This is a genomic window from Ruegeria sp. J8 (assembly GCF_056531925.1).
Map to the genome: position 1 here is coordinate 145459 of NZ_JBQFMR010000003.1, position 25757 is coordinate 171215.

General features: G+C 59.8%; 26 protein-coding genes. 19 read left to right on the plus strand and 7 right to left on the minus strand.

Annotated features, from left to right (window positions below; genetic code table 11):
* Nucleotides 1–18: 18 nt before the first annotated feature.
* Complete coding sequence (recQ, locus tag ACR0L1_RS07375) at nt 19–2058, minus strand: DNA helicase RecQ (RefSeq protein ID WP_480857992.1); 2040 nt, start codon at nt 2056–2058, stop codon at nt 19–21.
* Between the two features lie 78 nt (nt 2059–2136).
* On the minus strand, nt 2137–2424 hold the full coding sequence (locus ACR0L1_RS07380) for a YggT family protein (protein WP_170772954.1): 288 nt from the start codon (nt 2422–2424) through the stop codon (nt 2137–2139).
* A 131-nt stretch (nt 2425–2555) separates the two neighbouring features.
* Here ACR0L1_RS07380 and ACR0L1_RS07385 point away from each other — a divergent pair, with 131 nt between their 5' ends.
* The 10 genes from ACR0L1_RS07385 (at nt 2556) to smpB (ending at nt 10708) form a co-directional block, all read left to right on the plus strand.
* A complete protein-coding gene (locus ACR0L1_RS07385; RefSeq protein ID WP_170789502.1) occupies nt 2556–3923 on the plus strand; it encodes an MFS transporter in 1368 nt (455 codons plus the stop codon).
* Nucleotides 3920–4783 carry a penicillin-insensitive murein endopeptidase gene (gene mepA, locus ACR0L1_RS07390; protein ID WP_170789503.1) on the plus strand — a complete coding sequence of 288 codons (864 nt, stop codon included), beginning with the start codon at nt 3920–3922 and terminating at the stop codon, nt 4781–4783. Before ACR0L1_RS07385 ends, mepA begins: the two co-directional genes overlap by 4 nt.
* Nucleotides 4756–5640 carry an esterase-like activity of phytase family protein gene (locus ACR0L1_RS07395; RefSeq protein ID WP_480857995.1) on the plus strand — a complete coding sequence of 295 codons (885 nt, stop codon included), beginning with the start codon at nt 4756–4758 and terminating at the stop codon, nt 5638–5640. Before mepA ends, ACR0L1_RS07395 begins: the two co-directional genes overlap by 28 nt.
* A gap of 91 nt (nt 5641–5731) precedes the next feature.
* Nucleotides 5732–6376 (plus strand): queuosine precursor transporter, encoded by a 645-nt coding sequence (locus ACR0L1_RS07400; RefSeq protein ID WP_170789505.1) that lies wholly within the window; start codon nt 5732–5734, stop codon nt 6374–6376.
* Nucleotides 6377–6639: 263 nt separating this feature from the next.
* Nucleotides 6640–7059, plus strand: coding sequence for an alternative ribosome rescue aminoacyl-tRNA hydrolase ArfB (arfB, locus tag ACR0L1_RS07405; protein ID WP_480503479.1), 420 nt, complete (start codon nt 6640–6642; stop codon nt 7057–7059).
* Nucleotides 7060–7114: 55 nt separating this feature from the next.
* Complete coding sequence (locus ACR0L1_RS07410) at nt 7115–7861, plus strand: SDR family oxidoreductase (RefSeq protein WP_170789506.1); 747 nt, start codon at nt 7115–7117, stop codon at nt 7859–7861.
* 81 nt (nt 7862–7942) lie between these two features.
* Nucleotides 7943–8962, plus strand: coding sequence for a P1 family peptidase (locus ACR0L1_RS07415; RefSeq protein ID WP_480857997.1), 1020 nt, complete (start codon nt 7943–7945; stop codon nt 8960–8962).
* A gap of 113 nt (nt 8963–9075) precedes the next feature.
* Nucleotides 9076–9489: a c-type cytochrome gene (locus ACR0L1_RS07420; protein WP_170772938.1), complete on the plus strand. Its 414-nt coding sequence runs from the start codon at nt 9076–9078 to the stop codon at nt 9487–9489.
* A gap of 152 nt (nt 9490–9641) precedes the next feature.
* Nucleotides 9642–10184: an isopentenyl-diphosphate Delta-isomerase gene (gene idi / locus ACR0L1_RS07425; RefSeq protein WP_170355873.1), complete on the plus strand. Its 543-nt coding sequence runs from the start codon at nt 9642–9644 to the stop codon at nt 10182–10184.
* Nucleotides 10185–10225: 41 nt separating this feature from the next.
* Nucleotides 10226–10708, plus strand: a complete 483-nt coding sequence (gene smpB, locus ACR0L1_RS07430) for an SsrA-binding protein SmpB (RefSeq protein ID WP_170789508.1) — start codon at nt 10226–10228, stop codon at nt 10706–10708.
* A 13-nt stretch (nt 10709–10721) separates the two neighbouring features.
* Here the strand turns inward: smpB and glpK are convergent, their stop codons facing one another.
* From glpK to panB, 3 genes are all read right to left on the minus strand, one after another.
* Complete coding sequence (gene glpK, locus ACR0L1_RS07435; protein ID WP_480858000.1) at nt 10722–12200, minus strand: glycerol kinase GlpK; 1479 nt, start codon at nt 12198–12200, stop codon at nt 10722–10724.
* A 70-nt stretch (nt 12201–12270) separates the two neighbouring features.
* Nucleotides 12271–13113: a pantoate--beta-alanine ligase gene (gene panC / locus ACR0L1_RS07440; RefSeq protein WP_480858002.1), complete on the minus strand. Its 843-nt coding sequence runs from the start codon at nt 13111–13113 to the stop codon at nt 12271–12273.
* Nucleotides 13110–13949: a 3-methyl-2-oxobutanoate hydroxymethyltransferase gene (gene panB / locus ACR0L1_RS07445; protein ID WP_480858004.1), complete on the minus strand. Its 840-nt coding sequence runs from the start codon at nt 13947–13949 to the stop codon at nt 13110–13112. The genes panC and panB overlap by 4 nt, the downstream gene beginning before the upstream one ends.
* Nucleotides 13950–14120: 171 nt before the next feature.
* Between panB and ACR0L1_RS07450 the strand changes: the two genes are divergently transcribed.
* Genes ACR0L1_RS07450 through ACR0L1_RS07475 form a run of 6 tightly spaced genes read left to right on the plus strand, consistent with a single transcriptional unit; the run spans nt 14121 to nt 21609 of the window.
* On the plus strand, nt 14121–15608 hold the full coding sequence (locus ACR0L1_RS07450) for an ABC transporter substrate-binding protein (RefSeq protein ID WP_170785238.1): 1488 nt from the start codon (nt 14121–14123) through the stop codon (nt 15606–15608).
* Nucleotides 15609–15668: 60 nt separating this feature from the next.
* On the plus strand, nt 15669–16730 hold the full coding sequence (locus ACR0L1_RS07455; protein ID WP_170772928.1) for a ligand-gated ion channel: 1062 nt from the start codon (nt 15669–15671) through the stop codon (nt 16728–16730).
* 40 nt (nt 16731–16770) lie between these two features.
* Nucleotides 16771–17718: an ABC transporter permease gene (locus ACR0L1_RS07460; protein WP_170789513.1), complete on the plus strand. Its 948-nt coding sequence runs from the start codon at nt 16771–16773 to the stop codon at nt 17716–17718.
* Nucleotides 17715–18530, plus strand: a complete 816-nt coding sequence (locus ACR0L1_RS07465; RefSeq protein ID WP_170789514.1) for an ABC transporter permease — start codon at nt 17715–17717, stop codon at nt 18528–18530. The genes ACR0L1_RS07460 and ACR0L1_RS07465 overlap by 4 nt, the downstream gene beginning before the upstream one ends.
* On the plus strand, nt 18527–20125 hold the full coding sequence (locus ACR0L1_RS07470) for an ABC transporter ATP-binding protein (RefSeq protein WP_480858007.1): 1599 nt from the start codon (nt 18527–18529) through the stop codon (nt 20123–20125). Before ACR0L1_RS07465 ends, ACR0L1_RS07470 begins: the two co-directional genes overlap by 4 nt.
* A 32-nt stretch (nt 20126–20157) precedes the next feature.
* Nucleotides 20158–21609, plus strand: a complete 1452-nt coding sequence (locus ACR0L1_RS07475) for an aldehyde dehydrogenase family protein (protein WP_480858008.1) — start codon at nt 20158–20160, stop codon at nt 21607–21609.
* A gap of 3 nt (nt 21610–21612) precedes the next feature.
* On the opposite strand, the gene pncB is transcribed toward ACR0L1_RS07475, so the two are convergent.
* Nucleotides 21613–22905 carry a nicotinate phosphoribosyltransferase gene (gene pncB / locus ACR0L1_RS07480; RefSeq protein WP_480858010.1) on the minus strand — a complete coding sequence of 431 codons (1293 nt, stop codon included), beginning with the start codon at nt 22903–22905 and terminating at the stop codon, nt 21613–21615.
* 164 nt (nt 22906–23069) lie between these two features.
* On the opposite strand from pncB, the gene ACR0L1_RS07485 reads away from it, so the two are divergent.
* A complete protein-coding gene (locus ACR0L1_RS07485; RefSeq protein ID WP_170772915.1) occupies nt 23070–23603 on the plus strand; it encodes a hypothetical protein in 534 nt (177 codons plus the stop codon).
* Here ACR0L1_RS07485 and pncA read toward each other — a convergent pair.
* Nucleotides 23600–24193: a bifunctional nicotinamidase/pyrazinamidase gene (pncA, locus tag ACR0L1_RS07490; protein ID WP_480858013.1), complete on the minus strand. Its 594-nt coding sequence runs from the start codon at nt 24191–24193 to the stop codon at nt 23600–23602. The genes ACR0L1_RS07485 and pncA overlap by 4 nt on opposite strands.
* Before the next feature lie 93 nt (nt 24194–24286).
* Here pncA and trhO point away from each other — a divergent pair, with 93 nt between their 5' ends.
* Nucleotides 24287–25192, plus strand: a complete 906-nt coding sequence (gene trhO / locus ACR0L1_RS07495) for an oxygen-dependent tRNA uridine(34) hydroxylase TrhO (protein ID WP_170789519.1) — start codon at nt 24287–24289, stop codon at nt 25190–25192.
* Between the two features lie 63 nt (nt 25193–25255).
* Entirely contained in the window at nt 25256–25756 is a 501-nt protein-coding gene (locus ACR0L1_RS07500) for a potassium channel family protein (protein WP_170772909.1), read from the plus strand.
* The last annotated feature ends 1 nt before the right edge of the window (nt 25757 follow it).

Below are 25757 nucleotides of genomic sequence, written 5' to 3' on the forward strand. Positions count from 1 at the left end.
CTTGCCTGTTCGGGGTATCTAGCCCGCTTGTTGCAAGACGTCCAGAAAAGCGGCCCCAAACCTTTCGTGACGACGATCGCCCAGCACTTGTTCCAGCCCGCGCTGATCACCGGGGCGCAATTGCGCGACCTTGGCCAATTGCGAGGCAGAGCAGGTCAGCGGTTTGTCGATCCCGTCAGGCCCACGTGCCAGATCGTTCTGAACGGCCAAAAGCTGGTCGTAGATGTCCCCCTGATCGCGCCCGGCCAGTTTGCGCCGGGCAGGGTGCAGCGCGGCGGCCTCACCTGCGATCACCTCAAGGAAGGTGTCGCCATAGCGTTCCAGCTTTTTTGCACCGACGCCGCCGATCCGAGCCATCTCGTCCAACGTCATGGGGCGGGTCTCGGCCATTTCGATCAGGGTGCGGTCGGGGAAAATGACGTAAGCGGGCACCCGCTGCGATTCCGCCAGCGCGCGGCGTTTGGCCTTGAGCGCGGACAACAGCGGCGCGTCTTCTTCGGCCACCATCGCTTTGACGGCGGGGCGACGGGTGGCTTTGCGGATCGAGTCCTTGCGCAGGTTGATCTGCGCCTCGCCCTTCAGGATCGGTTTGGCGGCTTCGGTCATGCGCAGCGCGCCATGGCGGTCGGGGTCTGGGCGGACCAGATCATGCCCCATCATCTGCCGGAAAATCGCCTGCCATTGCGGGCGGGACCAGTCTTTTCCAATGCCCCATGTGGACAGCGCATCATGCCGCCGCGCGCGGACCTTGTCGGTTTCGTTGGCCAGCAGAATGTCGATCAGATGGCCTGCGCCGAACCATTCCTCGGTGCGCAAGATGGCAGACAGGGCCATGCGAACCGGCGTGGTGCCGTCGAATACCTCGGGCGGGGCATCGCATAGATCGCATTTGCCACAGGAATCGGCCTGTTCACCGAAGTAACCCAGCAGGGTTTGACGGCGGCAGACCAGCGCCTCGGCCAACCCAAGCAAGGCGTTCAGGCGGGCATGATCGGCCATGCGGCGTTCCGGTGGGGCCAGCCCCTCGTCAATTTGCGCGCGGCGCAGGCGGATGTCATCGGGGCCAAACAGGGTCAGCGTTTCCGCAGGGTCGCCGTCACGTCCGGCGCGCCCGATCTCCTGATAATAGGCTTCTATGGATTTCGGCAGGTCCGCGTGGGCGACCCAGCGGATATCGGGTTTGTCGATGCCCATACCAAAGGCGACGGTCGCGACCACGATCAGTCCATCTTCGCGCGCAAAGCGGGTTTCGACAATGCGGCGATCTTCGGGGTCCATACCGCCGTGATAGTGGCAAGCGACATGCCCCTCGGCACGTAGGGCCTGCGCCAGCACCTCGGTCTTGTTGCGGGTGCCGCAATAAACGATGCCGGATTGCCCTTTGCGCGCGGCGGCGAAATCCAGCACCTGTTTGCGTGGCCCGTCTTTGGCAGCAAAGGCCAGATGGATGTTGGGTCGGTCAAAGCCGCGCAGGAATTTGCGGGGTGCGGTGCCGTCGAACAGTTTCTCGACAATCTCATCCTGCGTTTCCGCATCCGCTGTGGCGGTAAAAGCCGCCAAGGGGACGTTCAGTGCGCGCCGCAGCTCTCCGATCCGCAGGTAATCGGGGCGGAAATCATGGCCCCATTGGCTGACGCAATGCGCCTCGTCCACCGCAATAAGGCCGACATTGATCCGGCGCAGCATGCCCAGAGCTGACCCGGCGGCCAGACGTTCGGGAGCCATGTAGAGCAGCTTCAGCCGCCCGGCCTCCAGCGCCTCCCACACCGCATCGGTTTCTTCGGGGGTGTTGCCCGAGGTCAGCGCGCCAGCCTCAACCCCGGCCTCTTGCAGCCCGCGCACCTGATCGCGCATCAGGGCGATCAGGGGGGAAATCACCACCGTCACCCCGTCGCGCAACAGGGCAGGTAGTTGGAAACACAGGGATTTGCCACCGCCCGTGGGCATTATGGCCAGCACGTTCTCGCCTGCCGTCACGGCGTCGACGATCTCTTCCTGACCGGGTCGGAAGTCGTCGAATCCAAAGACATCTCGCAGCAAAGGCGCGGAGTCGAACATCTGCGGGGTTGCCCTGTTTTAAGGTTTTTCTGCTCTTAAGACAGGACAATCACATACTAAGATTCGGTGAACAAGAGGTCAGACGAAATAGACCATGTTGTTGATCAGAATGATCCGCAGCGCATAGACACCGACCAGCACGACCAGAGGTGTCAGATCCAGACCGCCCATATTGGGCAAAAAACGCCGTATGGGGCCATAGATCGGTTCGAGTATCCGGTTCAGGCCGTACCAGATTTGTGCAACCAGTTGCTGATGCAGGTTGAGCACCTGAAAGTTGATCAGCCAGCTCATGATCACATGGGCCAGAATGATGAACCAGACAATGTCCAGGATCAGCAGCAGAATTTGGATCAACGACAGCATGGGGCCTCCGGGTGGTCGATTGCCTGAGACCTAAGCGCCCTTGCGTCAAAGAGCAAGCCCGCGCCCACAGAACGCTTGCGAATTGACCCAAAGCCCCGTCTTATTGACGCAAGAAAAAAACAGGGGCGGTCATGGCAGAGATTTCCAAGCGCAAGCGCATCTGGGGCTGGTGGTTTTTCGATTGGGCGTCGCAACCTTTTCATACATTGCTGGTGACATTTGTCTTTGGCCCCTATTTCGCAGGGATTGCGGCGGGGTATTTCAGCGGCACCGGGCTGGATGCCGAAGCCGCCGCAGCGCGGGCGCAGACGGTTTGGGCCAACTGCCTGACGATCACTGGGCTGATCATCGCATTTGGTGCGCCGTTGCTGGGAGCGATGGCCGATGTGTCGGGGCGGCGCATCCCTTGGATCTTTGCCTTCTCGGTCATGTATGCTGTGGGGTCCGCCGCGCTGTGGTACACGCTGCCTGATGGGTCAAACATGTGGCTGATGCTGTCGGCCTTTGGTCTAGGCTTTGTGGGCGCTGAATACGCGCTGATCTTTATCAACTCGCAACTACCCGAACTGGGCGATGATAATGAAGTGGGTGAGATTTCAGGCTCGGGCTTTGCCTTTGGCTATTTTGGCGGGTTGATCTCGCTGGCGATCATGCTGACGCTGTTTGTCGAACAACCCAACGGCAAGACGCTGATTGGGATTGCACCGATCCTAGGGCTGGATGCGGCCAATCAGGAGGGCACGCGGTTCGTCGGACCCTTTACCGCGATCTGGTTCATCCTGTTCATGGTGCCCTATTTCCTGTGGGTAAAGGACGATCCTGACAGCGGAAAACAGGGCTCGGTCGGGGATGCGCTGAAACTGCTGGGCAAATCCATCTCGGACTTGCGCCACCGGGTCAGTCTGGCGACTTATCTGGGCTCGTCCATGTTCTACCGTGACGCGTTGAACGGGCTTTACAGCTTTGGCGGGGTCTATGCGCGGCTGGTGCTGGAATGGGGCCTTATCAAGATCGGCGTGTTTGGAATTGTGAGCGTTCTGGCCTCGGCCATCTTTGCGTGGATTGGGGGCAAGGCAGACAAGAAATACGGCCCTAAACCAGTGATCTTGGTCGCCATCTGGGTACTGATCTTTGTCTGCGTCACGGTGGTGTCGATGGACCGGACACAGATTTACGGGATCACATTGCCCGAAGGGTCAGGCCTGCCGGACATGGTGTTCTTCGGCTGTGGCGTTCTGATCGGCGGTATGGGGGGTATTCTGCAATCGGCCAGCCGGTCGCTGATGGTGCGTCATACCGATCCTACGGCTCCGGTGGAAAGCTTTGGCCTATATGGTCTGTCAGGGCGCGCAACCGCCTTTGCCGCGCCCATGCTGATCGGAATTGCAACAACTGCGACGGGCAGTGCGCGTCTGGGGGTGTCACCAATCATCGCTTTGTTTATTCTGGGTCTAGTCCTGATGCGCTGGGTGAAACCGGAAGGGGATCAGAGCAGATGATTTTATTACGTTTTTTGGCCGTTCTGGCCGCATTGACACTGGCAGGCACGGCCGGGGCGCAACCTCTGGCCAAGCAGCTATTTGGCGCGCAAAAGCAAAGCTCGGCTCAAAAACCGGCCGCTTTCGGCAGTTATTCGCGCGGATGCGCGGCCGGGTCGGTGCAGCTGCCCGAAACCGGTCCGACTTGGCAGGCCATGCGCCTGTCGCGCAACCGCAATTGGGGGCATCCGCAGGCGATCGACTTCGTGCAGGACCTCAGCCGGTTTGCGGCGAAACAGCCGGGGTGGAATGGTCTCTATATCGGGGACATCAGCCAGCCGAGGGGCGGGCCGATGACCTCGGGACACCGCTCGCACCAGTTGGGTCTGGATATCGACATCTGGATGCTGCCCGGTGACAATATGCGCCTGTCCCGCAAGGCGCGCGAGAATATCTCGTCCATCTCCCTGCGCCGTGAAAACGGGGCCTTTGTAAACGGCAATTGGACCAAGCAACACCACGCAGTGCTGCGCGAAGCTGCAAAGGACAAGCGCGTCGCTCGGATTTTTGTCTTCCCCGGTGCCAAAGTGCAAATGTGCAAGGATGAGAAAGGCAACCGTGCCTATTTACGCAAGATCCGCCCGTGGTGGGGGCATCACTATCACTTCCACGTCCGCCTGGCTTGCCCGAAAGGGTCGCGCGGCTGTGTCAATCAGGACCCACCCCCCAAGGGTGACGGCTGTTCACAGGCGCAGGAATGGGTGAACAACATCCTCAACCCGCCGCCACCGGACCCGAACGCGCCTGCGCCGAAGCCCCGGCGAGAATACCGACTTGCCGATCTGCCCCAACAATGCGCCGCCGTTCTGCAATCCAACTGATCACCGCGTCTCTGGTCGCAGGTGCTGTTTGGGCAGTTGAGGCAAAAACGGCCTCGCACCTGAGCAGCTACACCTGGAAACACCCCGCCGCGTGGTTCGGCGGATTTTCTGCCGTTCATGTCTATGATCAGGGGCGGCGCATAGTCGCGCTTAGCGATCGGTCCACGGTCATCGAGGCCCGGATCGAGCGCGACAGGGGCCAGATCACCGGCGTCACCCTGACCGACCACGCGCGGCTTTTGTCCAGCACTGGGCGCGCCATGTCTGGCACAGCGGGCGATTCCGAAGGGATCGCCGTTGCCCCGGATGGCAGCTATTACGTCTCTTTCGAGGGTATCCACCGTGTCGCGCATTACACCGGATTAAAGGCCAAAGCCCGTGTTCTGCCGCGCCCTAAAACGTTCGACGCATTGAATGGCAACGGGTCGTTCGAGGCGCTGGCGATGGATTCCAGCGGTCGTCTCTATACCTTGCCGGAAAAGAACCGCACCGCGCAGGGTGATATTCCCGTCTATCGCTGGGACGGTCAGGGCTGGTCGATGCCTTTTACCTTGCCGCAGCGCGGTAAATTTCTTCCCGTTGCCGCTGATTTTGGCCCAGATGGTCGGTTCTACCTGCTGGAACGTGCGGTGGGTTGGACTGGCTTTCGTTCACGTCTGCGCCGCTGGCTGATCACCGGCGATGTGCCCCGCTCTGAGGAGATTCTGTTCGAAACCACCACCGGCACCCATGACAACCTCGAAGGGCTTTCGATCTGGCGCGACGATCAGCAGCGCCTGCACGCCACCATGATCTCGGATGACAACTTTCTGGCGCTGCAACGCACCGAACTGGTCGAGTATCTGCTGCCCGATTGACACACACGGCCCAAGGGTCTAAACGCACGGCTTGCCTTGGGACGGTCCCTTGGCCAAGTCGCCGCTACCTTGACAAAACGGGCATCAAAATATGCAACGCAGCTTTATTCCCGGCATTTTTGCCATGGCCGCCATTGTCGTGGCCTCGAACTTTCTGGTTCAGTTCCTGATCTTTGACGGGCTGTTGACCTGGGGTGCTTTCACCTATCCGCTGGCCTTTCTGGTCACGGACATCATGAACCGCGTCTACGGCGTGGGCCCGGCCCGCAAGGTCGTGTTCGCCGGGTTTGTCACTGGCATCATCTGCTCGCTGATCGGCAGCCAGATCCTGTTGCAAGGTGACGGGTTCACTTATGCCGCCGTCCCGCTGCGCATCGCCGTAGCCTCGGGCACCGCTTTCCTGATCGCGCAACTGACCGACGTCACCGTGTTTAATTCGCTTCGCGGCGGACGCTGGTGGCGCGCACCACTGGTATCGACACTGGTTGGATCTGCGCTGGATACGGCGATCTTCTTTACGCTGGCCTTCTCGGCCTCGGTCACGTTCTTCGGCGCCAATGCGGACGCCGCGATCAACTGGGCGTGGGAGCCCGTGCCCTTCATGCTGACCGGCCCGATGGCACCCTTGTGGGTGACGCTGGCCTTTGCGGATTGGCTGGTAAAACTGTCGCTGGCCCTGATCGCCCTGATCCCGTTCAAAGTGATCGTTGGTCGATTGACTGCACAGCCCGCATAAAAAAGTGCTTTGAGAATAGCGCATCTTGTGTCACCATCCTTATCAACCGCAACAGATAGAAAAGGAGGTGATCCAGTGTCGAGAAAGAGATTGGAGAGAGGTGTCGGAACAACCGGGGGGATCGCCTGCTAGGGCAGCCCTTGGCGGGGTGTTTACCCCGGCTGGTCGATTGATCTAACCGACCCAACCTCCTGTACTTTCGAAGGGCCGTCCCACCGGGGCGGCCCTTTTTGTTTCCGCCCGCGCCCGCTAAGGTCCGCCTCATGTTGCGCATCACCGACGATATCATCCTGCAAGACTGGGAAATGACCGAGACCTTTGTTCGGTCCTCCGGCCCCGGTGGGCAGAATGTGAACAAGGTCTCGACCGCGGTCGAGTTGCGGTTCGAGGCCGCGCGCTCACCATCCCTGCCCGATCCGGTCAAGGCGCGGCTGAAACGGTTGGCCGGACGGCGCTGGACCAAAGACGGTGCGATCATCATCCAGTGCGAGGAAACTCGGTCACAAGCCCGGAACCGAGAATTGGCCCACGCCCGTCTGGCCGAGTTGATTTCCCGCGCGCTGGTCAAACCCAAACGGCGCATCGCCACCAAACCCACCTATGGCTCGGTTAAACGGCGGCTGGCAGCGAAAAAGGCGCGCTCTGACGTCAAGGCACTGCGCGGACGGGTTAACGAAGATTGAACTGGCAGTTTCCCCGCGCCTTGCTAGTCTGACCACCAAACGGGAGGGCAAGGCTATGAGGCTTAAGAGTAAAACGGCAATCGTAACCGGCGGTGCATCCGGTTTCGGTGCAGGCATCGCGCAGACATTCATAGCCGAAGGTGCCCGCGTGATGGTTGCAGATATCAACGGCGACGCGGCACAAGACATGGTCACGTCACTTGGCGACCAAGCCACCGCGCAACAGGTGGATGTAGCTGATCGAGCTTCGGTTCAGGCCATGGCCGACGCCGCAGCCGCAACCTTCGGAACCCTCGATATTCTGGTCAACAATGCGGGCGTTACCCACTTGCCAACTCCGCTAGAGGACGTGACTGAGGATGATTTCGACCGCGTCTTCAAAGTGAACATGAAATCTGTCTACCTGACCGCCTGCGCCTTTGTCCCTGCGATGAAGGCACGCGGCACAGGCGCGATCCTCAATGTGGCTTCCACGGCGGGCCTGTCGCCGCGCCCGAACCTGAATTGGTACAACGCGTCCAAAGGCTGGATGATCACGGCCACCAAAACCATGGCTGTGGAACTGGCCCCATCCGGCGTGCGCGTCAACGCCATCTGCCCGGTGGCCGGTGAAACTCCACTGCTGAAATCCTTCATGGGCGAAGACACCCCGGAAATCCGTGCCAAATTCCTCTCAACTATCCCGCTTGGCCGCTTCTCAACCCCGCAAGACATGGCAAACGCCGCCCTGTTCCTTTGCTCGGATGAGGCGAGCATGATCACCGGCACAGCTTTGGAGGTCGATGGTGGCCGCTGTATCTGATCCGCCCTTCATCTGGCCAAAAATATCCCCGCCGGAGGCAGCGCGCCTGCGCGCTTCCCGCCCCCATCGGACCAGCTAGTCGTGACACCCGGACCCAAAAACCTGATCACCGATATCCCCGGCCTGCTGGTCGGCAACGCACAGGACGCCGCGCTGAAATCCGGCACCACAGTCCTGACCTCCGCCAGCCCATTCACCGCATCGGTCCATGTGATGGGCGGCGCTCCAGGCACGCGTGAGACGGACCTTCTCGCCCCGGACAAATCCGTGGACCGAGTCGACGCCATCGTTTTGTCCGGGGGATCGGCCTTCGGGTTAGATGCCTGCTCCGGCGTCTCGGATGCTATGCGCGCGCAGGGTCGGGGCTTCGCCGTTGGCGCGGCTGTGGTCCCCATCGTTCCGGGCGCCATCCTGTTTGACTTGCTGAACGGCGGTGAAAAGGCATGGGTGGAAAACCCGTATCGCAGCTTGGGTCATCAAGCGTATCTCTCGGCCTCAGATCAATTTGAACTCGGCAGCATTGGGGCCGGCACCGGCGCATTGGCAGCGATGCAAAAGGGCGGGCTGGGCTCGGCTTCTGCCGTTCTGCCCAATGGCATCACGGTCGGCGCTTTGGCGGCGGCGAACCCACTGGGCAGTGTCACCACGCCGGGTGATCGCCATTTCTGGGCCGCGCCGTTCGAAATGGGTGGTGAATTCGGAGGACTGGGACCCGACCCGACTTCGGGTCTGGGGCAACCAGCCCCCAGCCGCAAGGCGCAGGCCATGCACCCGGCGGCGCCGGACAAAGCAAATACCACCATCTCGATTGTCGCCACCGACGCCAAACTGTCCAAGTCGCAATGTCATCGAATGGCGGTTGCCGCCCATGATGGTATTGCCCGCGCCATCGTTCCCGCCCATACGCCGGGCGACGGGGACCTGGTCTTTGCAGTCAGCACGGGGACCCGCCCGCTTGGGGGTGACCCGATGCAGATAGGAGCGCTGGGACACGCAGCGGCCGTCTGTCTGGCCCGCGCCATAGGTCGCGCCGTCTTTGAGGCGACGCCACAGACAGGGGATCTGTTACCCTGTTGGTCACAGATACATGACTTAAGTTAAGGACGACCAAAGTCGGGCTGTGACACAGTGCCATCGCGCGGCAATCTGCGCGTTGACTCTCATCTACACTGACGATCCATTCAGTGCAGCCAATTCGTATCGGAGCAAAAGCTATGAATCGTATCCTCGCCACCGCAGTTGCCGGTCTTCTGGCCCTTCCTGCCTATGCAGAAGGTGACGCCGAAGCGGGCAAGAAAGCGTTCAACAAATGCAAGTCCTGCCACCAGATCGCCGATGCCTCCGGTGAAGCCATCGTCAAAGGCGGCAAGACCGGTCCGAACCTCTATGCCATCGCAGGCCGTACCGCTGGTACCGTTGATGGATTCAAATATGGCGACAGCCTTGTCGCTGCAGGTGAAAATGGCCTGGTCTGGGATGAAACGACTTTCGTTGGATATGTTCAGGACCCCAAAGCCTTCCTGAAAACCTATCTGGATGACACAGCGGCCAAGTCGAAAATGACCTTCCGGCTGAAATCCGGCGGTGAAGACGTCTATGCCTATATCGTCAGCGTTTCGGGCGAATAATATCTGACACCGATCTACTGTGATTCATCGAAAGGCCGCAGTCCCCCTGCGGCCTTTCGTGCGATTGATATGAGTGCTCAACATCGCCACCTTGGAAATACGCAGCCGAACGAGTCCGACCTGTTCGTCGGGCAGGCAGCAGGAGTTGAAAGATGGGAATCATGATCCCGGCCTGGGTCGATGGCGAGTTGACCCCCGTGGACAAGCTTGAAGCGCATGAAAAGGGTTTGCGGCACAAGGCGGTGTCGGTCTTTGTCGTGCGCGGGACCGAGATTTTGCTGCAACGTCGGGCGATGGGCAAATACCACACGCCGGGCCTGTGGGCGAATACCTGCTGCACCCATCCCGACTGGGGTGAGACGCCCTCGGAATGCGCAGTTCGCCGCCTGCGCGAAGAGTTGGGGATTACCGGGCTTTATCCAGAATATCGCCACCGGCTGGAATACCACGCCGATGTGGGCAATTCGATGATCGAGCATGAGGTGGTGGACGTGTTCCTCGCCCATGTACGTGGGCCATTGCAGATCGAACCGAACCCAGATGAGGTGATGGATATCCGCTGGATCGACTATCACGACCTTCTGGCCGAGGTGCAGCGCCACCCCGCGCGATTCACGCCCTGGCTCAAGATTTATCTGCACAACCACGCCGACACGATTTTCGGCCCCGACCTGATCATCTCCGCCAAGACCTGAGGGCTTGCAAGGCCGCGCCAAGCCGCCTAAATCAACGCGTCATGGCCAAGCAAAAGCAGAAGACCGACCCGAATTACAAAGTCATCGCCGAAAACCGGCGGGCCCGCTTCGATTACGCGATCGAAGAGGATATTGAGTGCGGCATTGTGCTGGAAGGCTCCGAGGTCAAATCTCTGCGCGCGGGTGGTTCGAACATTGCCGAAAGCTATGCCTCGGTCGATGACGGTGAGCTGTGGCTGATCAACAGCTATATCGCGCCCTATGAGCAGGCGAAAGTCTTCAAACACGAAGAACGCCGCCGCCGCAAGTTGTTGGTGTCGCGCAAAGAATTGTCGAATCTGTGGAACGCGACTCAGCGAAAGGGCATGACGCTGGTGCCGCTGGTTTTGTATTTCAACCACAAGGGTCGGGCTAAGCTGAAGATCGGCATCGCCAAGGGTAAGAAACTGCACGATAAGCGTGAATCGCAGGCCAAACGCGATTGGTCACGTCAGAAGCAGCGGTTGATGAAGGATCATAGCTGATCCCTCACCGGGTTCAGAACGCCATCGCAGCTGACACAGCTCGTTTCCATCGATCATAGGCGGCGTCGCGATCCTCTTGCGACATCTCTGGTTTGAATCGGCGATCCAGCGCCCAGGTCTCCGAGAACCCTTGCTGATCGGGATAGACCCCCGCGCGCATTCCGGCCAGCCACGCCGCGCCCAAGGCAGTCGTTTCCTGCATCACCGGACGGTCAACCTCAGCACCCAGATAATCCGACAACCCTTGCATCGCCCAATCCGAGGCGCTGGCGCCACCATCAACGCGCAGCGTCACATCGGTATCCGCGCCCCAATCGCCTTGCATGGCGTGCCACAGATCGCGGGTCTGGTAGGCGATGCTTTCCAAAGTGGCTTTGGCGAATTCGGCTCGGCCCGAATTGCGGGTGAGACCAAACACTGCGCCCCGGCAATCGGGTTTCCAGTAAGGCGCGCCCAGCCCGGTAAAAGCGGGCACCAGCACGACATGCTGATTAGGGTCTGCTTGTTGCGCCAAGTCGCCGCTTTCGGGGGCCGTTTTGATGATCTGCAACGCATCACGCAGCCATTGCACCGCAGCCCCGGCCACAAAGATCGAACCCTCAAGCGCATAGGTCCGCTTGCCGTCAAGCTGATAGGCGATGGTTGTCAGCAGGCGGTTTTTCGACTCAACCGGTTTGTCGCCCGTGTTCAGCAGCGCGAAACAGCCCGTGCCATAGGTGGATTTCATCATGCCCGGCTGAAAACACGCCTGCCCGATGGTGGCGGCCTGCTGGTCGCCCGCCACACCCAAAATTGGGATATTTCCCCCAAACAGAGTCGTTTCTCCGAAGTCCGAGGCACAATCATGGACCTGCGGCAGCATATTCATCGGCACGTCCAGCAGATCACAGATCTCCGTGCTCCATTCGCCTTTGTGGATGTCGAACAACAGGGTGCGTGCCGCGTTCGTGGCGTCAGTGGCATGGCTGCGGCCTTCGGTCAGACGCCAGATCAGAAAACTGTCGATGGTGCCGAACAGCAGCTCTCCGGCTTCGGCCTTTTCGCGCGCGCCGGGGACAGTATCCAGCAGCCATTTCACCTTGGTGCCCGAGAAATATGGGTCAAGTAGCAGGCCGGTCTGGGCGGTCACATCATCCTCGCACCCGGCTTGTTTGTAGCGCGCGCAAATCTCGGCGGTGCGGCGGTCCTGCCAGACGATGGCGTTGTGGATCGGTTTCCCGGTGGTGCGATCCCAGACCACGGTGGTTTCACGCTGGTTGGTGATGCCGATACCGGCGATCTGGTCGGAGGTGACGCCGTTGGTGTCCATCACTTCGCGGCAGACGCGCAATACGCTGTCCCAGATTTCCTCGGGGTCGTGTTCGACCCAACCTTCCTGCGGGAAATGCTGGGTGAATTCGTGCTGCGCGGTGCCCGCGCGCTGCATTTCAGCGTCAAACAGAATGGCCCGCGATGATGTGGTGCCCTGATCAATAGCGAGAATATAGGTCATGCCCCGCGCCCCCCTCCGGTATTGGTTTTGCAGGAGTTTAGCGCAAACAATAGCGCGGGTGCCAGAGCGTTCAGACCGGAATATTGTCGATCAGTCGCACGCCATCTGCCCAAGCGGCCACAAACAGCCGGGCGGGGCGGTCGGCATGGGTCAGCGGTTCCAGCGTCTCGGCGCAGCGCAGTTGGATATATTCGACCTGCGTAAACCCTGCGGACAGCAGATCGGTTTCCGCCTGCGCGGCCAGAGCGTCAAACTCCGATCCGTCCCGCAGTGCGGCGGCCAGATCACTCATGATCCGGTGCTTGTTGGCGGCGATTTCCAGTCCCTCGGGAGACAGACGCAGGTTGCGCGACGACATCGCCAGCCCCGAGGGTTCGCGGACGGTGAGGCAGCCAACCACCTCAATCGGGATGTCCAGATCGCGGGCCATACGGCGCACGACCATCAGTTGTTGATAATCTTTTTCTCCGAAATAGGCTCTGTCTGCCTGCGTTTGCAGGAACAGTTTCGCCACCACGGTGGCGACGCCGTCAAAATGCCCGGGCCGGAATTCGCCCTCCATCACGTTGGTCAGGCCAGTGACGGAAACGGTGGAGGCAAAGCCCTGTGGATAGATCTCATCGGGATCGGGCACATAGATTGCGTCGACGCCATAGGGGGCCAACTTCTGCGCGTCCTCATGTTCCGTGCGCGGATAATTGGCCAAGTCTTCGGGGTTGTTGAACTGCTTGGGGTTCACAAAGATCGTGACAATGACGCGGTCGGCCCCGGCCTTGGCGGCCTCAACCAGCGACAGATGCCCCTGATGCAGCGCGCCCATGGTGGGGACCACGCCGATGACCTCGCCGTTGCGGTGCCATTGGGATGTCAGCGCGCGCAGATCGGCAAGGCGGCGCAGGATGGGGGCTGTCATGTCTTTGGTCCTTTGGACGGGGCCTGATCCGCAAAAACATGTTCGTCCGCCGGAAAGCTGCGGGCGCGCACTTCGGCGGCGTATTCGGCGATGGCGGCCTCGGCCAAGGGGCCAAGTTCGGCATAGCGTTTGACGAATTTCGGTTTGAAGGCGGTGAAAAAGCCCACCATGTCGTCGACCACAAGAATTTGCCCGTCACAGCCCGCAGATGCACCGATGCCAATGGTGGGGATCGCAACCTCTGCTGTGATGCGATCGGCCAGGCCTTGCGGAACCTTCTCTAACACGACCGAAAACGCGCCTGCGCCTGCGACGGCGTGGGCGTCGGCCAGAACCGCCTCGGCCTGATCATCGCGGCCCTGTACCTTGTAGCCACCCAGCGTGTTGATCGATTGTGGGGTCAGGCCGATATGGGCCATCACCGGAATGCCGCGTTGGACCAGAAAGCGGATGGTCTCGGCCATTTCGACCCCACCCTCCAGTTTGACGGCCCCCGCGCCGGTCTCGGCCATCAGTCGCGCGGCATTGCGAAAGGCGTCGGCCGGCGAGTGTTCATAGCTACCGAACGGCATGTCGATGACCATCATCGCGCTGCTCAGCCCCCGGGCGACGGCTTGCCCGTGCATCACCATCATCTCCATCGTCACGCCCAGCGTCGATTCCAGCCCGTGCAGCACCATGCCGACGCTGTCGCCCACCAGTACGAAATCGCAATGGGCATCCATCAACCGCGCCATCGGCGTGGTGTACGCGGTCAAGCTGACGATGGGCTCGCCGCCTTTGAGGTCGCGGATATCCTGGGCGTTTGGGGCTTTTTTGCGGGCGGTGGCACTCATGATCGTTGCTCCGGGGTTCATGTTGCAGCGCGGCATAACAGATCGACAGGGGCCATAGAAACCCCGGTTGCGCGAACATTTCCTTGATTGACCTTGGGTTTATGGGGACATTGGTCTCAGAACGACCCTCGGAAACGAAGGGTCACACATTTTCAGTGGGGAGTGATTTACATGACAAAGCAGACGTTTCGGTCCTTTGCGTCGGTGTTGGCCGTGGGAGCCAGCCTCTTCGCCGGGCAGGCTTGGGCCAAATCCGATATTACCATTGCGATGCAGTTGGAGCCTCCGCATCTGGACCCGACAAGCGCCGCCGCGCAGGCCATCGATTCGGTCGTTTATACTAATATCTTCGAAGGGTTGACCCGTTTTATGGGCGATGGCTCGGTCGTGCCGGGGCTGGCGGAAAGCTGGGAGATTTCGGATGACGGCACCGTCTATACTTTCAAGCTGCATGATGGGGTGACCTTCCATGACGGCTCGACCATGGATGCCGAGGACGTCAAGTTCAGCCTTGACCGCGCCCGCGCCGAAGACAGCGCCAACGCGCAAAAAGCCCTGTTTGCCGGGATCGACAGTGTCGAGGTGGTGGACCCGCTGACTGTCAAGGTCACGTTGTCTGCACCGAACGGGAACTTCCTGTTCAACATGGCGTGGGGCGATGCGGTGATTGTCGCGCCTGAAAGCATCGAGAACATCAAGACCAACCCGGTTGGTACCGGGGCCTATACCTTTGGCGACTGGGTGCAGGGCGACAGCATCACGCTGAACCGCAACCCGAACTATTGGGGCGATCAACCCGCGTTGGAGACCGCTACGTTCAAGTTTATCTCGGATCCGACCGCTGCATTTGCTGCGATGATGGCCGATGATGTGGATGTGTTCGACAATTTCCCGGCCCCCGAAAACCTGCCTCAGTTCGAGGCGGATTCGCGGTTTCAGGTGCTGGTCGGTTCGACCGAGGGCGAGACGATCCTGTCCACGAATAACAAAAAGCCGCCCTTTGACGATATCCGCGTGCGGCAGGCTTTGGCCCATGCGATCGATCGGCAGGCGATTATTGACGGAGCGATGTTCGGCTATGGCACGCCCATCGGCACTCATTTCGCACCGCACAATCCGGCCTATGTCGATCTGACCGGCAATTCGGCCTATGACCCCAAGAAAGCCGCGCAGCTTCTGGCTGATGCAGGCTATGCTGACGGGTTCGAAACCACGTTGCACCTGCCGCCCCCCTCTTACGCCCGTCGCGGCGGTGAGATCATCGCGGCGCAACTGGCCGAGGTCGGGATCAAGGCCGAGATCATCAATGTTGAATGGGCGCAATGGTTGGAATCGGTGTTCAAGGGCAAGGATTTCGGCCTAACAATCGTCAGCCATACCGAGCCGATGGATATCGGCATCTATGCGCGGCCCGACTATTACTTCCAATATGACAGCAGCGATTTTCAGGCTCTGATGGAACTGTTGAACGAAACCACCGATCCGGATCAGCGCAAGAAATTGCTGGGCGATGCGCAACGCCTGATCGCCACTGATTTCGTCAATGGCTACCTGTTCCAGCTGGCCAAGCTGGGTGTTGCCAAAGCAGGTGTGCAGGGCCTGTGGGAGAACGCGCCCACGGCTGCCATCGATCTGACGCAGATCAGTTGGTCTGAATGACCGGAACTGGGGCCGTGTTGCGCGGCCCCAAGTTTTGCCAGGGTCAGGGTGAGCAGTATCATGACGTCTTTCCGTGTTCTTTTGCTATGCGTGTGTACGCTCTGCGGGCTGGCCTCGATGGCGGGTGCGCAAAATGCGCTTAGCACCCGGTTGGATGCACTGGCCGGCACCCCCGAAAATCCGTTGAATGTGGGCGTCGGGATTAGGATCAACCAGATTACAAGCGTCGATCAAAAGGCGGAAAACTATGGGGCGGTGGCGGTTTTGCGGTTCGAATGGACGGACCCTCTGCTGGCGTTTGACTCAGAGAAGACGGGGCGAGACATTCGGGTCTTCAACCCTTCTGACCTGGCGGACCACGCGGCCGAGATTGGCGCCGTCATGCCCGCTTTCGTGATCCACAATCAGCAATCCAACAAATGGATACACGAGGCCGCCGCCTCGCTGCGCAGCGACGGGCGGGTGGTTTATGTCGAGAAATCTTCGCTGACCTTGCAGGCCCCTCATTTCGATTTCCGCAAGTATCCGTTCGACACGCAGGATTTCTATTTCGAGGTCGTTTCAGTCTTTCCCTCGGATTACGTGACGTATTACCCGCTGGAAGACTACTCGGGTCTGGGCGATCTGCTGGGCGAGGAAGAATGGGTTCTGGGCAATGCGCGAATGGTGAAAACCCAGGTTCAGGGTCTGTCGGGGCAAGATAGCGATCAGTTGGCGCTGGCCTTTCAGGGCAGCAGGCATCAGACTTACTACATGATCAGGGTGTTCATGCCCATGCTGGTGCTCGTTGCTGTTGGCTGGGCGCTGTTCTTTCTGGACGAATACCGCAAACGGATCGAGATCGCGGGGGGCAACCTGCTGGTCTTCGTTGCTTTCAACTGGGCTATTTCTGCTGATCTGCCCAAGCTGGGCTATCTGACCTTTCTGGATTTCGTTCTGCAATGGATGTTCCTGATGACCGGAGCGCTGATCGTTTTCAATGTCGCCTTGCGCAGACTCAAGGTCGCCGGGCGCGAAGACACGGCGCGCAAGTTGGACAATTACGCGGTTAAGTGGATCTATCCTCTGGGCTATGCCGCGATCGTCGGCTACGCGGTTTCTGCTTATTTGCTGATACCTTAGACGCTGGACCAACGGCGCCTGTGACCCTAACGTGCGATCTATGCTGCGCTACGCTCTCAAACGTTTGATATCGCTGATGATCAGCCTGGCCGTTGCCTCGGTCGTGATCTTCGCAGTGATCGAGGTTGCACCGGGCGATCCGGCATCCTTCATGCTGGGCGTAAACGCGCAAGAGGACACGCTAGCTGCGCTACGGGCTGAGTTGGGCTTGGATGGCTCAAAGCTTGAGCGCTACTTCAACTGGGTCAGCGGAATGCTGGCGGGTGATTTCGGCACCTCCTATACCTATCGCACGCCAGTTTCGCAGATGATCCAGGATCGGCTTTGGGTGTCTTTGCCGCTGGCGCTCTATGCATTGACCTTGTCGACACTGATTGCCTTCCCTGCCGGGATTTACGCTGCTGCGCGTCGGGGCAAGCCCGGCGATCTGACCGTGATGGGTGCGACGCAGCTGGGCATTGCGGTGCCCAATTTCTGGTTTGCCATGATGCTGGTGCTGATCTTTGCCATAAACCTGCGCTGGTTCAACGCCGGAGGGTTCGCAGGTTGGGATCAGGGGTTTTGGACCGGGTTGCATTCGTTGACGTTGCCCGCCGTCGCGCTGGCCTTGCCGCAAGCAGCGATTCTGGCGCGGGTCATGCGGTCATCTCTGCTGGATATTCTGGGCGAGGATTTCATGCGCACTGCTCGCGCCAAGGGTCTGTCGCGCCGTCAGGCCCTGTGGCGGCACGGCGTCCGCAACGCGCTGATCCCGGTGCTGACCATCATTGGGCTGCAGTTTTCATTCCTCTTGGCTGGGTCGATCATTATCGAGCAGGTCTTCTATCTGCCCGGCCTTGGGCGCTTGGTGTTTCAGGCGATCTCGGCCCGTGATCTGATTGTGGTGGAATCGGTTGTCATGTTGCTGGTCTTTGCCGTCATCACCGTGAATTTCCTGGTCGATCTGGCTTATGCTGCCGTCGATCCCCGCCTCAGGAGCCGGACATGAGCCGCAACCTGATCCTTGGCGCATTGCTGTCCTCGGTGGTTCTGCTGGCGGCTTTGGTGTCCTTTGTCTGGACACCTTACGACCACGCCGCGTTGGATATTCCCGGCAAGCTAAAGACGCCAAGCGCGCAGAACTGGTTTGGCACGGATCATTTCGGCCGCGACATGTTCTCGATGATTATGGTCGGTGCGCGCACGTCGATTGCGGTCGCCCTAGTTGCCGTGGGGATCGGTATGGCGCTGGGCGTGCCGCTTGGCCTGACAGCGGCGGCGCGCAAAGGATCTTGGCTGGATGAGGTGATCATGCGCGGCAATGATCTGGTCTTTGCCTTCCCATCGCTGGTCATTGCGATCCTGATCACAGCCGTATTCGGCGCAGGGGCGATCAACGCGATTATCGCCATCGGTATCTTTAACATCCCCGTCTTCGCCCGTATCACCCGCGGCGCGGCGCTGTCCCTGTGGGAGCGTGAGTTCATCCTCGCCGCCCGTGTCTCGGGCAAGGGTGCTGCGCGCATATCGGCGGAACATATCCTGCCCAATGTCGCCAATCTGCTGATCGTACAGGGCACCATCCAGTTCTCGCTGGGGATACTGGCCGAAGCCGGGCTGTCTTACGTCGGACTTGGTGCGCAACCGCCCACACCTAGCTGGGGCCGCATGCTGGCCGATGCGCAGACAATGGTCAGTTTTGCCCCGCATTTGGCTCTGATACCAGGGCTGGCGATCATTGTCACGGTGCTGGGTCTGAACCTGCTGGGCGATGGGCTGCGCGATTGGCTGGACCCTCGGATCAGGGTGGCGCGCGCATGAGTTTGCTTGAGGTCGAAAATCTGTCGCTGTCCATCCACGGGGTGCCGATCCTGAAACAGGTCAACCTGTCCATTGATTCTGGCCATATCGTCGCCGTGACAGGTGAAAGCGGCTCGGGCAAGTCGATGACCGCTTTGGCCGTGATGCAGCTGTTGCCCAACGGGGCGCAGACGCAGGGCGAGATCCGGCTGGAAGGGCGCGACGTGCTGACCACTCCCGAAGCTGAGATGTGTGCCCTGCGCGGGGCCGCAATCGGGATGGTGTTTCAGGAGCCGATGACAGCCCTGAACCCGGTGAAGACCATCGGCGATCAGGTCATGGAAACTATCCTGATCCATAAGGCCATGCCTGCCACGCAGGCTCTGGACCGCACGAAGGAAGTGTTGCGCCGCGTGGGCCTTCCCCCGGAGCGCTTTCCCCTGTCTCGCTATCCTCATGAGTTGTCGGGCGGGCAACGCCAGCGCGTTGTCATCGCCATGGCCATTGCCTTGCGGCCCACGTTGCTGATCGCGGATGAGCCGACAACCGCGCTGGATGTAACAACGCAGGCGCAAATCCTCGATCTGCTGAAGGGGTTGGTGCGCGAATACGGCATGGGTCTGCTGATGATCACCCATGATCTGGCCGTGGTCGCTGACATGGCAGACCAGATCGTCGTGATGCGGCACGGCGAGGTCGTGGAAGCTGGCCCCACCGACGATCTGCTGCGAAACATGCAGCACCCTTATACCCGTATGCTGTTTGAGGCCTCGGGTCATCAGGTGGCCTTGCCCGACACAGCGGGGGATCGCCCGTTGTTAGAGGTCACTCAGGTCGTCCGCGACTATCGCTTGCAGCGCAAGGGTCTGTTCGACAAGCCGGGCCACCACCGCGCGGTGGATCAGGTCAGCTTTACGCTCAATCGTGGTGAACGACTGGGTTTGGTAGGTGAGTCTGGATGTGGAAAATCGACCCTAACGCGTGCGATTCTGGGCTTGGAAGAGGTGCAAGCGGGGGAAATCCGTCTGGATGGCGCACCTGTTTTCACGGGCCACAAACCAAACCCTGCGGTGCGTCGTAAAATGCAAGTGGTGTTTCAGGACCCCTATGGCAGCTTCAACCCCCGCCACAAAGTCGCGCGTTTGATCACCGAACCGTTTCATTTGCTGGACACGCCGCCTACTGGGACCGAGCGGCAGGACCGGATCGCAGAAATGCTGACCGCCGTCGGCCTCAGCCCTAATGACGCTGGGAAATACATCCACGAGTTCTCGGGCGGGCAGCGTCAGCGTATCGCCATTGCCCGTGCCTTGATCATCCGCCCCGAATTGATCCTGTTTGATGAAGCGGTCTCGGCCCTTGATGTTTCAGTTCGTGCGCAAATCCTGGATCTGCTGGCCGAGCTGTGCGCGACCTATGACCTGACCTATCTGTTCATCAGCCACGACCTGAGCGTGGTGCGCACGATCACTGATCGGGTGATGGTCATGCAGGCGGGCAAGATCGTGGAACAAGGCGAGACCGAGCAGGTCTTTGCCCATCCGCAGCACAGCTATACCCGTACCCTGATCGACGCCGCGCCGGTGCTGCCTGATATCGGGACGCTTGCTGGCTGAAATGTATGATTAGAGCCTGAATGGAGAGAAACATGCCCAATCCTCTTTGGTTCAACCCCGCACTTTGTTTGATTGGTGGAGAGTGGATCGCGCCCTCTGCTGGCGTCGACCTGCCTTTGATCAACCCCTCGGACGGTACGGAAATCTGTCGCGTCGCGCGGGGGGATTCGTCTGATGTCGACGCGGCGGTCGCGGCTGCGCAGGCAGCACTAGATGAGGATTGGGGCCGTAAAACCGCAATGGAACGCGGGCGGATCCTGACCCGATTGGGTCAGTTGGTACTTGAACGCGTGGACGATCTGGCCGCGTTGGAGGCGATGGATGTGGGCAAACCGCTGACTCAGGCGCGCGCGGATGCGGTGGCCTTGGCGCGGTATTGCGAATTCTACGGCGGCGCGGCGGATAAGGTTATGGGCGAGACGATTCCCTATCTGGACGGCTACACCGTTTATACCCTGCGCGAACCCCATGGGGTGACGGGCCATATCGTGCCGTGGAATTACCCGATGCAGATCATCGGGCGTTCGGTCGGGGCGGCACTGGCGATGGGCAATGCCTGCGTGCTGAAACCGGCGGAAGAGGCCTGCCTGACCGCGCTGGCCTTTGCCCATCTGGCCCAACAAGCGGGTTTGCCAGCTGGTGCGTTGAACGTGGTGCCGGGTTTAGGGGCCGAGGCTGGAGCCGCACTGTCGGCGCATCCGGGCGTCCACCATATCTCGTTTACGGGGTCGGTCGCGACAGGAGCCTTGGTGCAGCAGGCGGCGGGTCCCAATGTTGTACCAGTGACGTTGGAATTGGGCGGAAAATCCCCGCAACTGGTGTTTGATGATGCCGATCTGGACGCGGCCCTTCCATTTCTGGTGAATGCGGGTATTCAGAACGCGGGGCAGACCTGTTCGGCCTCGTCCCGCATTCTGGTGCAGCGTGGGGTTTATAGCCAAGTCAAGGCGCGCATGGTTGCGGCCTATGCTGATCTGACCGTTGGACCTGCGGTGCAGGATTTGCGGGTGGGGCCTTTAATCTCGGCTCGGCAACAACAGATTGTCGAAGGATTTCTGGCCAAAGGCAAAGATCTGACCATCGTGGCGCAGGGACAAATCGTTGAGGATGCTCCAGCTCAAGGTGCTTATGTGCGGCCAACCCTGTTCGCCGATGTGCCGCCTGATCATACGTTGGCGCAGGATGAGATTTTCGGCCCAGTGCAGGTGTTGATCCCGTTCGACACCGAGGACGAAGCCGCAGAGATCGCCAACAGTACCGACTATGGGCTTGTCGCCAGCATCTGGACCCGCGACGGCGCGCGGCAGATGCGACTGGCGAAACGGCTGCATGCGGGGCAGGTTTTCGTCAATAATTACGGGGCAGGCGGCGGCGTCGAGCTGCCCTTTGGTGGCGTCGGTAAATCTGGCCATGGCCGCGAAAAGGGTTTCGAGGCGCTCTATGGCTTTTCACAGCTCAAAACCGTGGCGACTTTCCATGGTTAGGGTCTAAACGATCACTTCGATCGCCTGTTGCGCACCAACCCCGAAGACGCGTTTGTAACGGTCGATCTCATCCGCCGGACCCATCGCCTTTTCGGGATTGTCCGACAATTTGACCGTCGGGCGCCCATTGGCCGAGACCGCTTTGCAGACCAGAGAAAACGGTGCAAGCGCGTCATCCGGCACCAACCCGCGAAAATCGTTGGTCAGCAATGTACCCCAGCCAAAGGAAATATTGGTCCGTCCGGCAAACTGGCCGTGCAACTCGCGGATCTTGTCAACATCCAGCCCGTCGGAAAAGATCACGCGCTTCTCGCGCGGATCCTCGCCGCGTGATTTCCACCAGTTGATGGCGGTTTCCGCCCCCGTCGCCGGATCACCACTGTCCACGCGGATGCCAGTCCAGCCTGCCAGCCAGTCGGGCGCGCGATCCAAAAAGCCCTGAGTGCCATAGGTGTCAGGCAGGATGATACGCAGGTTGCCCTCATGCTCATCATGCCAATCGCTGAGAACATCATAGGGCGCTTGCGCCAATTCGGCGTCCGTGTTGGCCAGCGCGGAATAGACCATGGGTAGCTCATGCGCGTTGGTGCCGATGGCCTCAACCTCGCGCCGCATGGCGATCAGGCAGTTTGACGTGCCGGTAAATGCGGGCCCCAATCCTTCGATCATCGCCTGCACGCACCAATCCTGCCACAGAAAAGAATGACGCCGCCGGGTGCCGAAATCCGCAATGCCCAGCCCATCAATGTCGCGCAGTTGCTCTATTTTTTCCCAAACGCGCGTCATGGCACGGGCATAGAGTACCTGCAACTCAAACCGGCCCATGTCGTTCAGAACCGCGCGCGAGCGCAATTCCATCAACGCGGCTAGGGCCGGGATTTCCCACAACATGACCTCATGCCATTTGCCTTCGAAGGTCAGTTCGTACTGATCGCCCTTGCGTTCAAGATGGTAGGGCGGCAGGCGTAGGTTCTCGAACCACTCCATGAAATCGGATCGGAACATCTGCCGCTTGCCGTAGAACATGTTGCCCCGCAGCCATGTGCTTTCGCCGCGGCTGAGGCTGAGGGAGCGGATATGATCGAGCTGTTCGCGCAGTTCGCCCTCATCAATAAGCTTGGCGAGGGGGATGTGATTCGACCGATTGATCAGCGAAAACACCACTTCCGTTTGGGGCCGATTTCGAAACACTGACTGGCACATCAGCAGTTTGTAGAAATCTGTGTCGATTAAAGACCGTATAATTGGGTCAATCTGCCATTTATGATTGTACACACGTGCCGCAATATCGACCATGAGGAACTCCTGCGATTTCCGTTGTTAGATCAATCGGTGTGTGGAATGGCAAGAGTCGCTGGTTTGGTGACAATGACAAGCTCAGGTCACAAAGCGAGCAAATTGTGTGATCTTTTCACCGGTTAGTGAGAAGAGGGGTTGGGAAGTCGAGGTTAAGTTAGTGAATGGTTCTCGAGTACGATTTTGACATCGTTGTTGTCGATCCGGGGGACGGAGAAGGCGAGCAAGGCGCGGAGGGGGCTTCGAAAAAGCCCGTTTTGCGCGCAATGTTCCGCAATGTGAAAACGGCGGATGCACTGCGGGCGGCTTCTCCGAAAATCCGCAAGATCTTTCAGGATGCAGGTTTCGGTCTGGACGCGACCGGAAGCCAGTTGATGCACGGCTTTTATCGACCCCGTGACGAGGCCGAGCGTGAACGGATTTTGAAAGCGCTGTTTGCCAACATTCGGGAAATGGGTGTTCAGGGCGAATATTGCGGCGAATTCGACTTTTGGAAATTCCTTCGGGACGTCAAATCGGCCCGCCCGCGCAACGGTCAGCGACGCAACACCGCTGATTGGACCCCGAACCCGCGCTATAAATCCCCGGCAACGCCGGAACGCCGCACCTTGCCCGCCCGCATTGGCGTGGCTCTTGGGCTGGCGGTTATTATTTTTGTAATCTTGAAATATCTGTTGGATTCGGGCTCTGCGCCCTAAGCCAAGGTCACACCGGCAGCCTTCATCGCTGTTTCTGCTGCCGTCAGCGAGCCGTCCAGATCAATCGCGCGGCACAGTCCCATATTCACCGTCACCTCAAATCCCAACCGCGCCGCGTCCACGGCTGAGAAGTGAACGCAGAAATCCGTGGCCAGGCCCACCATCGTCAGTTTGCGGATGCCTCGGGTGTTGAGATAGCCCTCCAACCCGGTTGGCGTAGTCTGATCGTTCTCGAAAAAGGCTGAGTAGCTGTCAATCGCACTGCGAAACCCTTTGCGAATGATCAAATCGCCTTCAATGCGCAGATCGGGATGAAACGCTGCGCCCTGCGTTCCCTGCACGCAATGATCCGGCCAGAGCAACTGCGGGCCATAGGGCATTTCTGCTACGTCAAATGGGTTCTTTCCTGCATGAGTGCTGGCGAATGAGGAATGCCCTGCCGGATGCCAGTCCTGCGTCAGGATCACCGCGTCGAACTCATCCATACTCGCGTTGATAGGGGCGACGATCTCATCGCCGCCGGGAACGGCCAACGCACCGCCGGGGCAGAAATCGTTCTGGACGTCGATTACGATCAGGGCATGGGTCATCGCGCTCTCCTTTTCAGCTATCGGTAAGGGCGCGCGCGGGGGGCGTCAATCCGATCCCTTGCGACTCTGCGCGCGTGGGGCTAGACCGCGCGCATGTATACCATCGCTGCCCTCTATCACTTCACCCGTTTCGCTGATCACACCGCCCTGCGCGAACCCTTGCTGGACCTGTGCCGTGCGCAATCGGTCAAAGGCACGCTGCTGCTTGCGCAAGAGGGGATCAACGGCACCATCGCGGGCCCGCGCGCCGGGATTGACGCCGTGCTGGCGCATATCAAAGCGCTGCCGGGTTGCGCCGATCTGGAATGGAAAGAGGCCACCGCCGACCATCCGCCTTTCGGCAAGATGAAGGTGCGCCTGAAGAAAGAGATCGTGACCATGGGCCAGCCGGATGTCGATCCGCGCGCCCGTGTCGGCAACTATGTCGAGCCGGAGGAGTGGAACGACCTGATCCGTTCCGACGATGTGGTGGTGATCGACACCCGCAACGATTATGAGGTGGCGATTGGTACGTTTAAAGGAGCAATAGACCCTGAAACAGCTAGTTTCCGCGAATTCCCGGCCTGGTGGGAGGAAAACAAGGACCGCTTTCACAACAAGCGTGTTGCCATGTTCTGCACCGGCGGTATCCGGTGCGAGAAATCCACCAACTTCCTGCTGGGTCAGGGGGTCGAGGATGTCTATCACCTGAAAGGCGGTATCCTGCGATATCTTGAGGAAATGCCCGCCGAGGACAGCACTTGGCAGGGTGAGTGTTTCGTCTTCGACAATCGCGTGTCCGTGGGGCACGGGCTGGTCGAGGGGCCCCACAACCTGTGCCATGGCTGTCGCCGTCCGATCCTGCCCGAGGATATGAAACGTCCTGAATATGAACACGGCGTCTCGTGCCATCAATGTGTGGATGAAACCTCGGAAGCTGACAAGAAGCGCTTCCGCGAGCGGCAGAAGCAGATCGGGCTGGCGCGCCAACGCGGGCAGGAACATTTGGGCGCAGACTAAACCACTCGGTTGCACGGGCGGGGCGAAACCCCGATCATCGCACCCGTTAAAGACGGAGACGACATGCGCCGCGAGCCGACAACGTTGGAAGAATGGAAATCGACCCTGCTTGCCGCAGGCGGTATGGTTTTGGCCAGCTTCTTTGCCTGGTTCGGCCTTTCCCGCCTTAGTGAATCAACGGCGGGCGATACGTTGGGCACGTTTGCATCCGTGGGCCTGTTCCTGTGGATCGTCTCGCAATCGTGGTACTATATGACACAGGTGAAATCCCCGCGCCGCGTGCTGTTCTTGATGGGCGTATCCTTTATTCAGGTCGTCCCCTTCCTGTTCGCCGCCGTCTATGGTGCGTTCGGCTATAAAGACAACTGCGTGGTCGGTGCCAGCGGACCGGGGGACATCCTGTATTTCTCATATGTCACCTTCACCACCGTTGGATATGGCGACATGGCCCCAACCGGCCTGTGCCGCGCGTTGGCTGTGTCAGAAGCGGTGACAGGCTACATCCTGCTGGGCCTCTTCGTCGCCGCTGCCGTGGCACTTTATGCCCGAAACCACTCGGACTAGA

What these genes read in the sequence shown, in the direction of transcription:
- pncA (WP_480858013.1), bottom strand. Translation starts at nt 24,193, where the DNA reads ATGACCCATGCCCTGATCGTAATCGACGTCCAGAACGATTTCTGCCCC.
- ACR0L1_RS07455 (WP_170772928.1), top strand. Translation starts at nt 15,669, where the DNA reads ATGACGTCTTTCCGTGTTCTTTTGCTATGCGTGTGTACGCTCTGCGGG.
- ACR0L1_RS07470 (WP_480858007.1), top strand. Translation starts at nt 18,527, where the DNA reads ATGAGTTTGCTTGAGGTCGAAAATCTGTCGCTGTCCATCCACGGGGTG.
- smpB (WP_170789508.1), top strand. Translation starts at nt 10,226, where the DNA reads ATGGCCAAGCAAAAGCAGAAGACCGACCCGAATTACAAAGTCATCGCC.
- ACR0L1_RS07460 (WP_170789513.1), top strand. Translation starts at nt 16,771, where the DNA reads ATGCTGCGCTACGCTCTCAAACGTTTGATATCGCTGATGATCAGCCTG.
- ACR0L1_RS07385 (WP_170789502.1), top strand. Translation starts at nt 2,556, where the DNA reads ATGGCAGAGATTTCCAAGCGCAAGCGCATCTGGGGCTGGTGGTTTTTC.
- pncB (WP_480858010.1), bottom strand. Translation starts at nt 22,905, where the DNA reads ATGGTCGATATTGCGGCACGTGTGTACAATCATAAATGGCAGATTGAC.
- panB (WP_480858004.1), bottom strand. Translation starts at nt 13,949, where the DNA reads ATGAGTGCCACCGCCCGCAAAAAAGCCCCAAACGCCCAGGATATCCGC.
- arfB (WP_480503479.1), top strand. Translation starts at nt 6,640, where the DNA reads ATGTTGCGCATCACCGACGATATCATCCTGCAAGACTGGGAAATGACC.
- ACR0L1_RS07450 (WP_170785238.1), top strand. Translation starts at nt 14,121, where the DNA reads ATGACAAAGCAGACGTTTCGGTCCTTTGCGTCGGTGTTGGCCGTGGGA.
- trhO (WP_170789519.1), top strand. Translation starts at nt 24,287, where the DNA reads ATGTATACCATCGCTGCCCTCTATCACTTCACCCGTTTCGCTGATCAC.
- ACR0L1_RS07410 (WP_170789506.1), top strand. Translation starts at nt 7,115, where the DNA reads ATGAGGCTTAAGAGTAAAACGGCAATCGTAACCGGCGGTGCATCCGGT.
- ACR0L1_RS07475 (WP_480858008.1), top strand. Translation starts at nt 20,158, where the DNA reads ATGCCCAATCCTCTTTGGTTCAACCCCGCACTTTGTTTGATTGGTGGA.
- ACR0L1_RS07380 (WP_170772954.1), bottom strand. Translation starts at nt 2,424, where the DNA reads ATGCTGTCGTTGATCCAAATTCTGCTGCTGATCCTGGACATTGTCTGG.
- glpK (WP_480858000.1), bottom strand. Translation starts at nt 12,200, where the DNA reads ATGACCTATATTCTCGCTATTGATCAGGGCACCACATCATCGCGGGCC.
- panC (WP_480858002.1), bottom strand. Translation starts at nt 13,113, where the DNA reads ATGACAGCCCCCATCCTGCGCCGCCTTGCCGATCTGCGCGCGCTGACA.
- ACR0L1_RS07420 (WP_170772938.1), top strand. Translation starts at nt 9,076, where the DNA reads ATGAATCGTATCCTCGCCACCGCAGTTGCCGGTCTTCTGGCCCTTCCT.
- ACR0L1_RS07500 (WP_170772909.1), top strand. Translation starts at nt 25,256, where the DNA reads ATGCGCCGCGAGCCGACAACGTTGGAAGAATGGAAATCGACCCTGCTT.
- ACR0L1_RS07465 (WP_170789514.1), top strand. Translation starts at nt 17,715, where the DNA reads ATGAGCCGCAACCTGATCCTTGGCGCATTGCTGTCCTCGGTGGTTCTG.
- ACR0L1_RS07395 (WP_480857995.1), top strand. Translation starts at nt 4,756, where the DNA reads ATGCGCCGCCGTTCTGCAATCCAACTGATCACCGCGTCTCTGGTCGCA.
- recQ (WP_480857992.1), bottom strand. Translation starts at nt 2,058, where the DNA reads ATGTTCGACTCCGCGCCTTTGCTGCGAGATGTCTTTGGATTCGACGAC.
- idi (WP_170355873.1), top strand. Translation starts at nt 9,642, where the DNA reads ATGGGAATCATGATCCCGGCCTGGGTCGATGGCGAGTTGACCCCCGTG.
- ACR0L1_RS07400 (WP_170789505.1), top strand. Translation starts at nt 5,732, where the DNA reads ATGCAACGCAGCTTTATTCCCGGCATTTTTGCCATGGCCGCCATTGTC.
- mepA (WP_170789503.1), top strand. Translation starts at nt 3,920, where the DNA reads ATGATTTTATTACGTTTTTTGGCCGTTCTGGCCGCATTGACACTGGCA.
- ACR0L1_RS07485 (WP_170772915.1), top strand. Translation starts at nt 23,070, where the DNA reads ATGGTTCTCGAGTACGATTTTGACATCGTTGTTGTCGATCCGGGGGAC.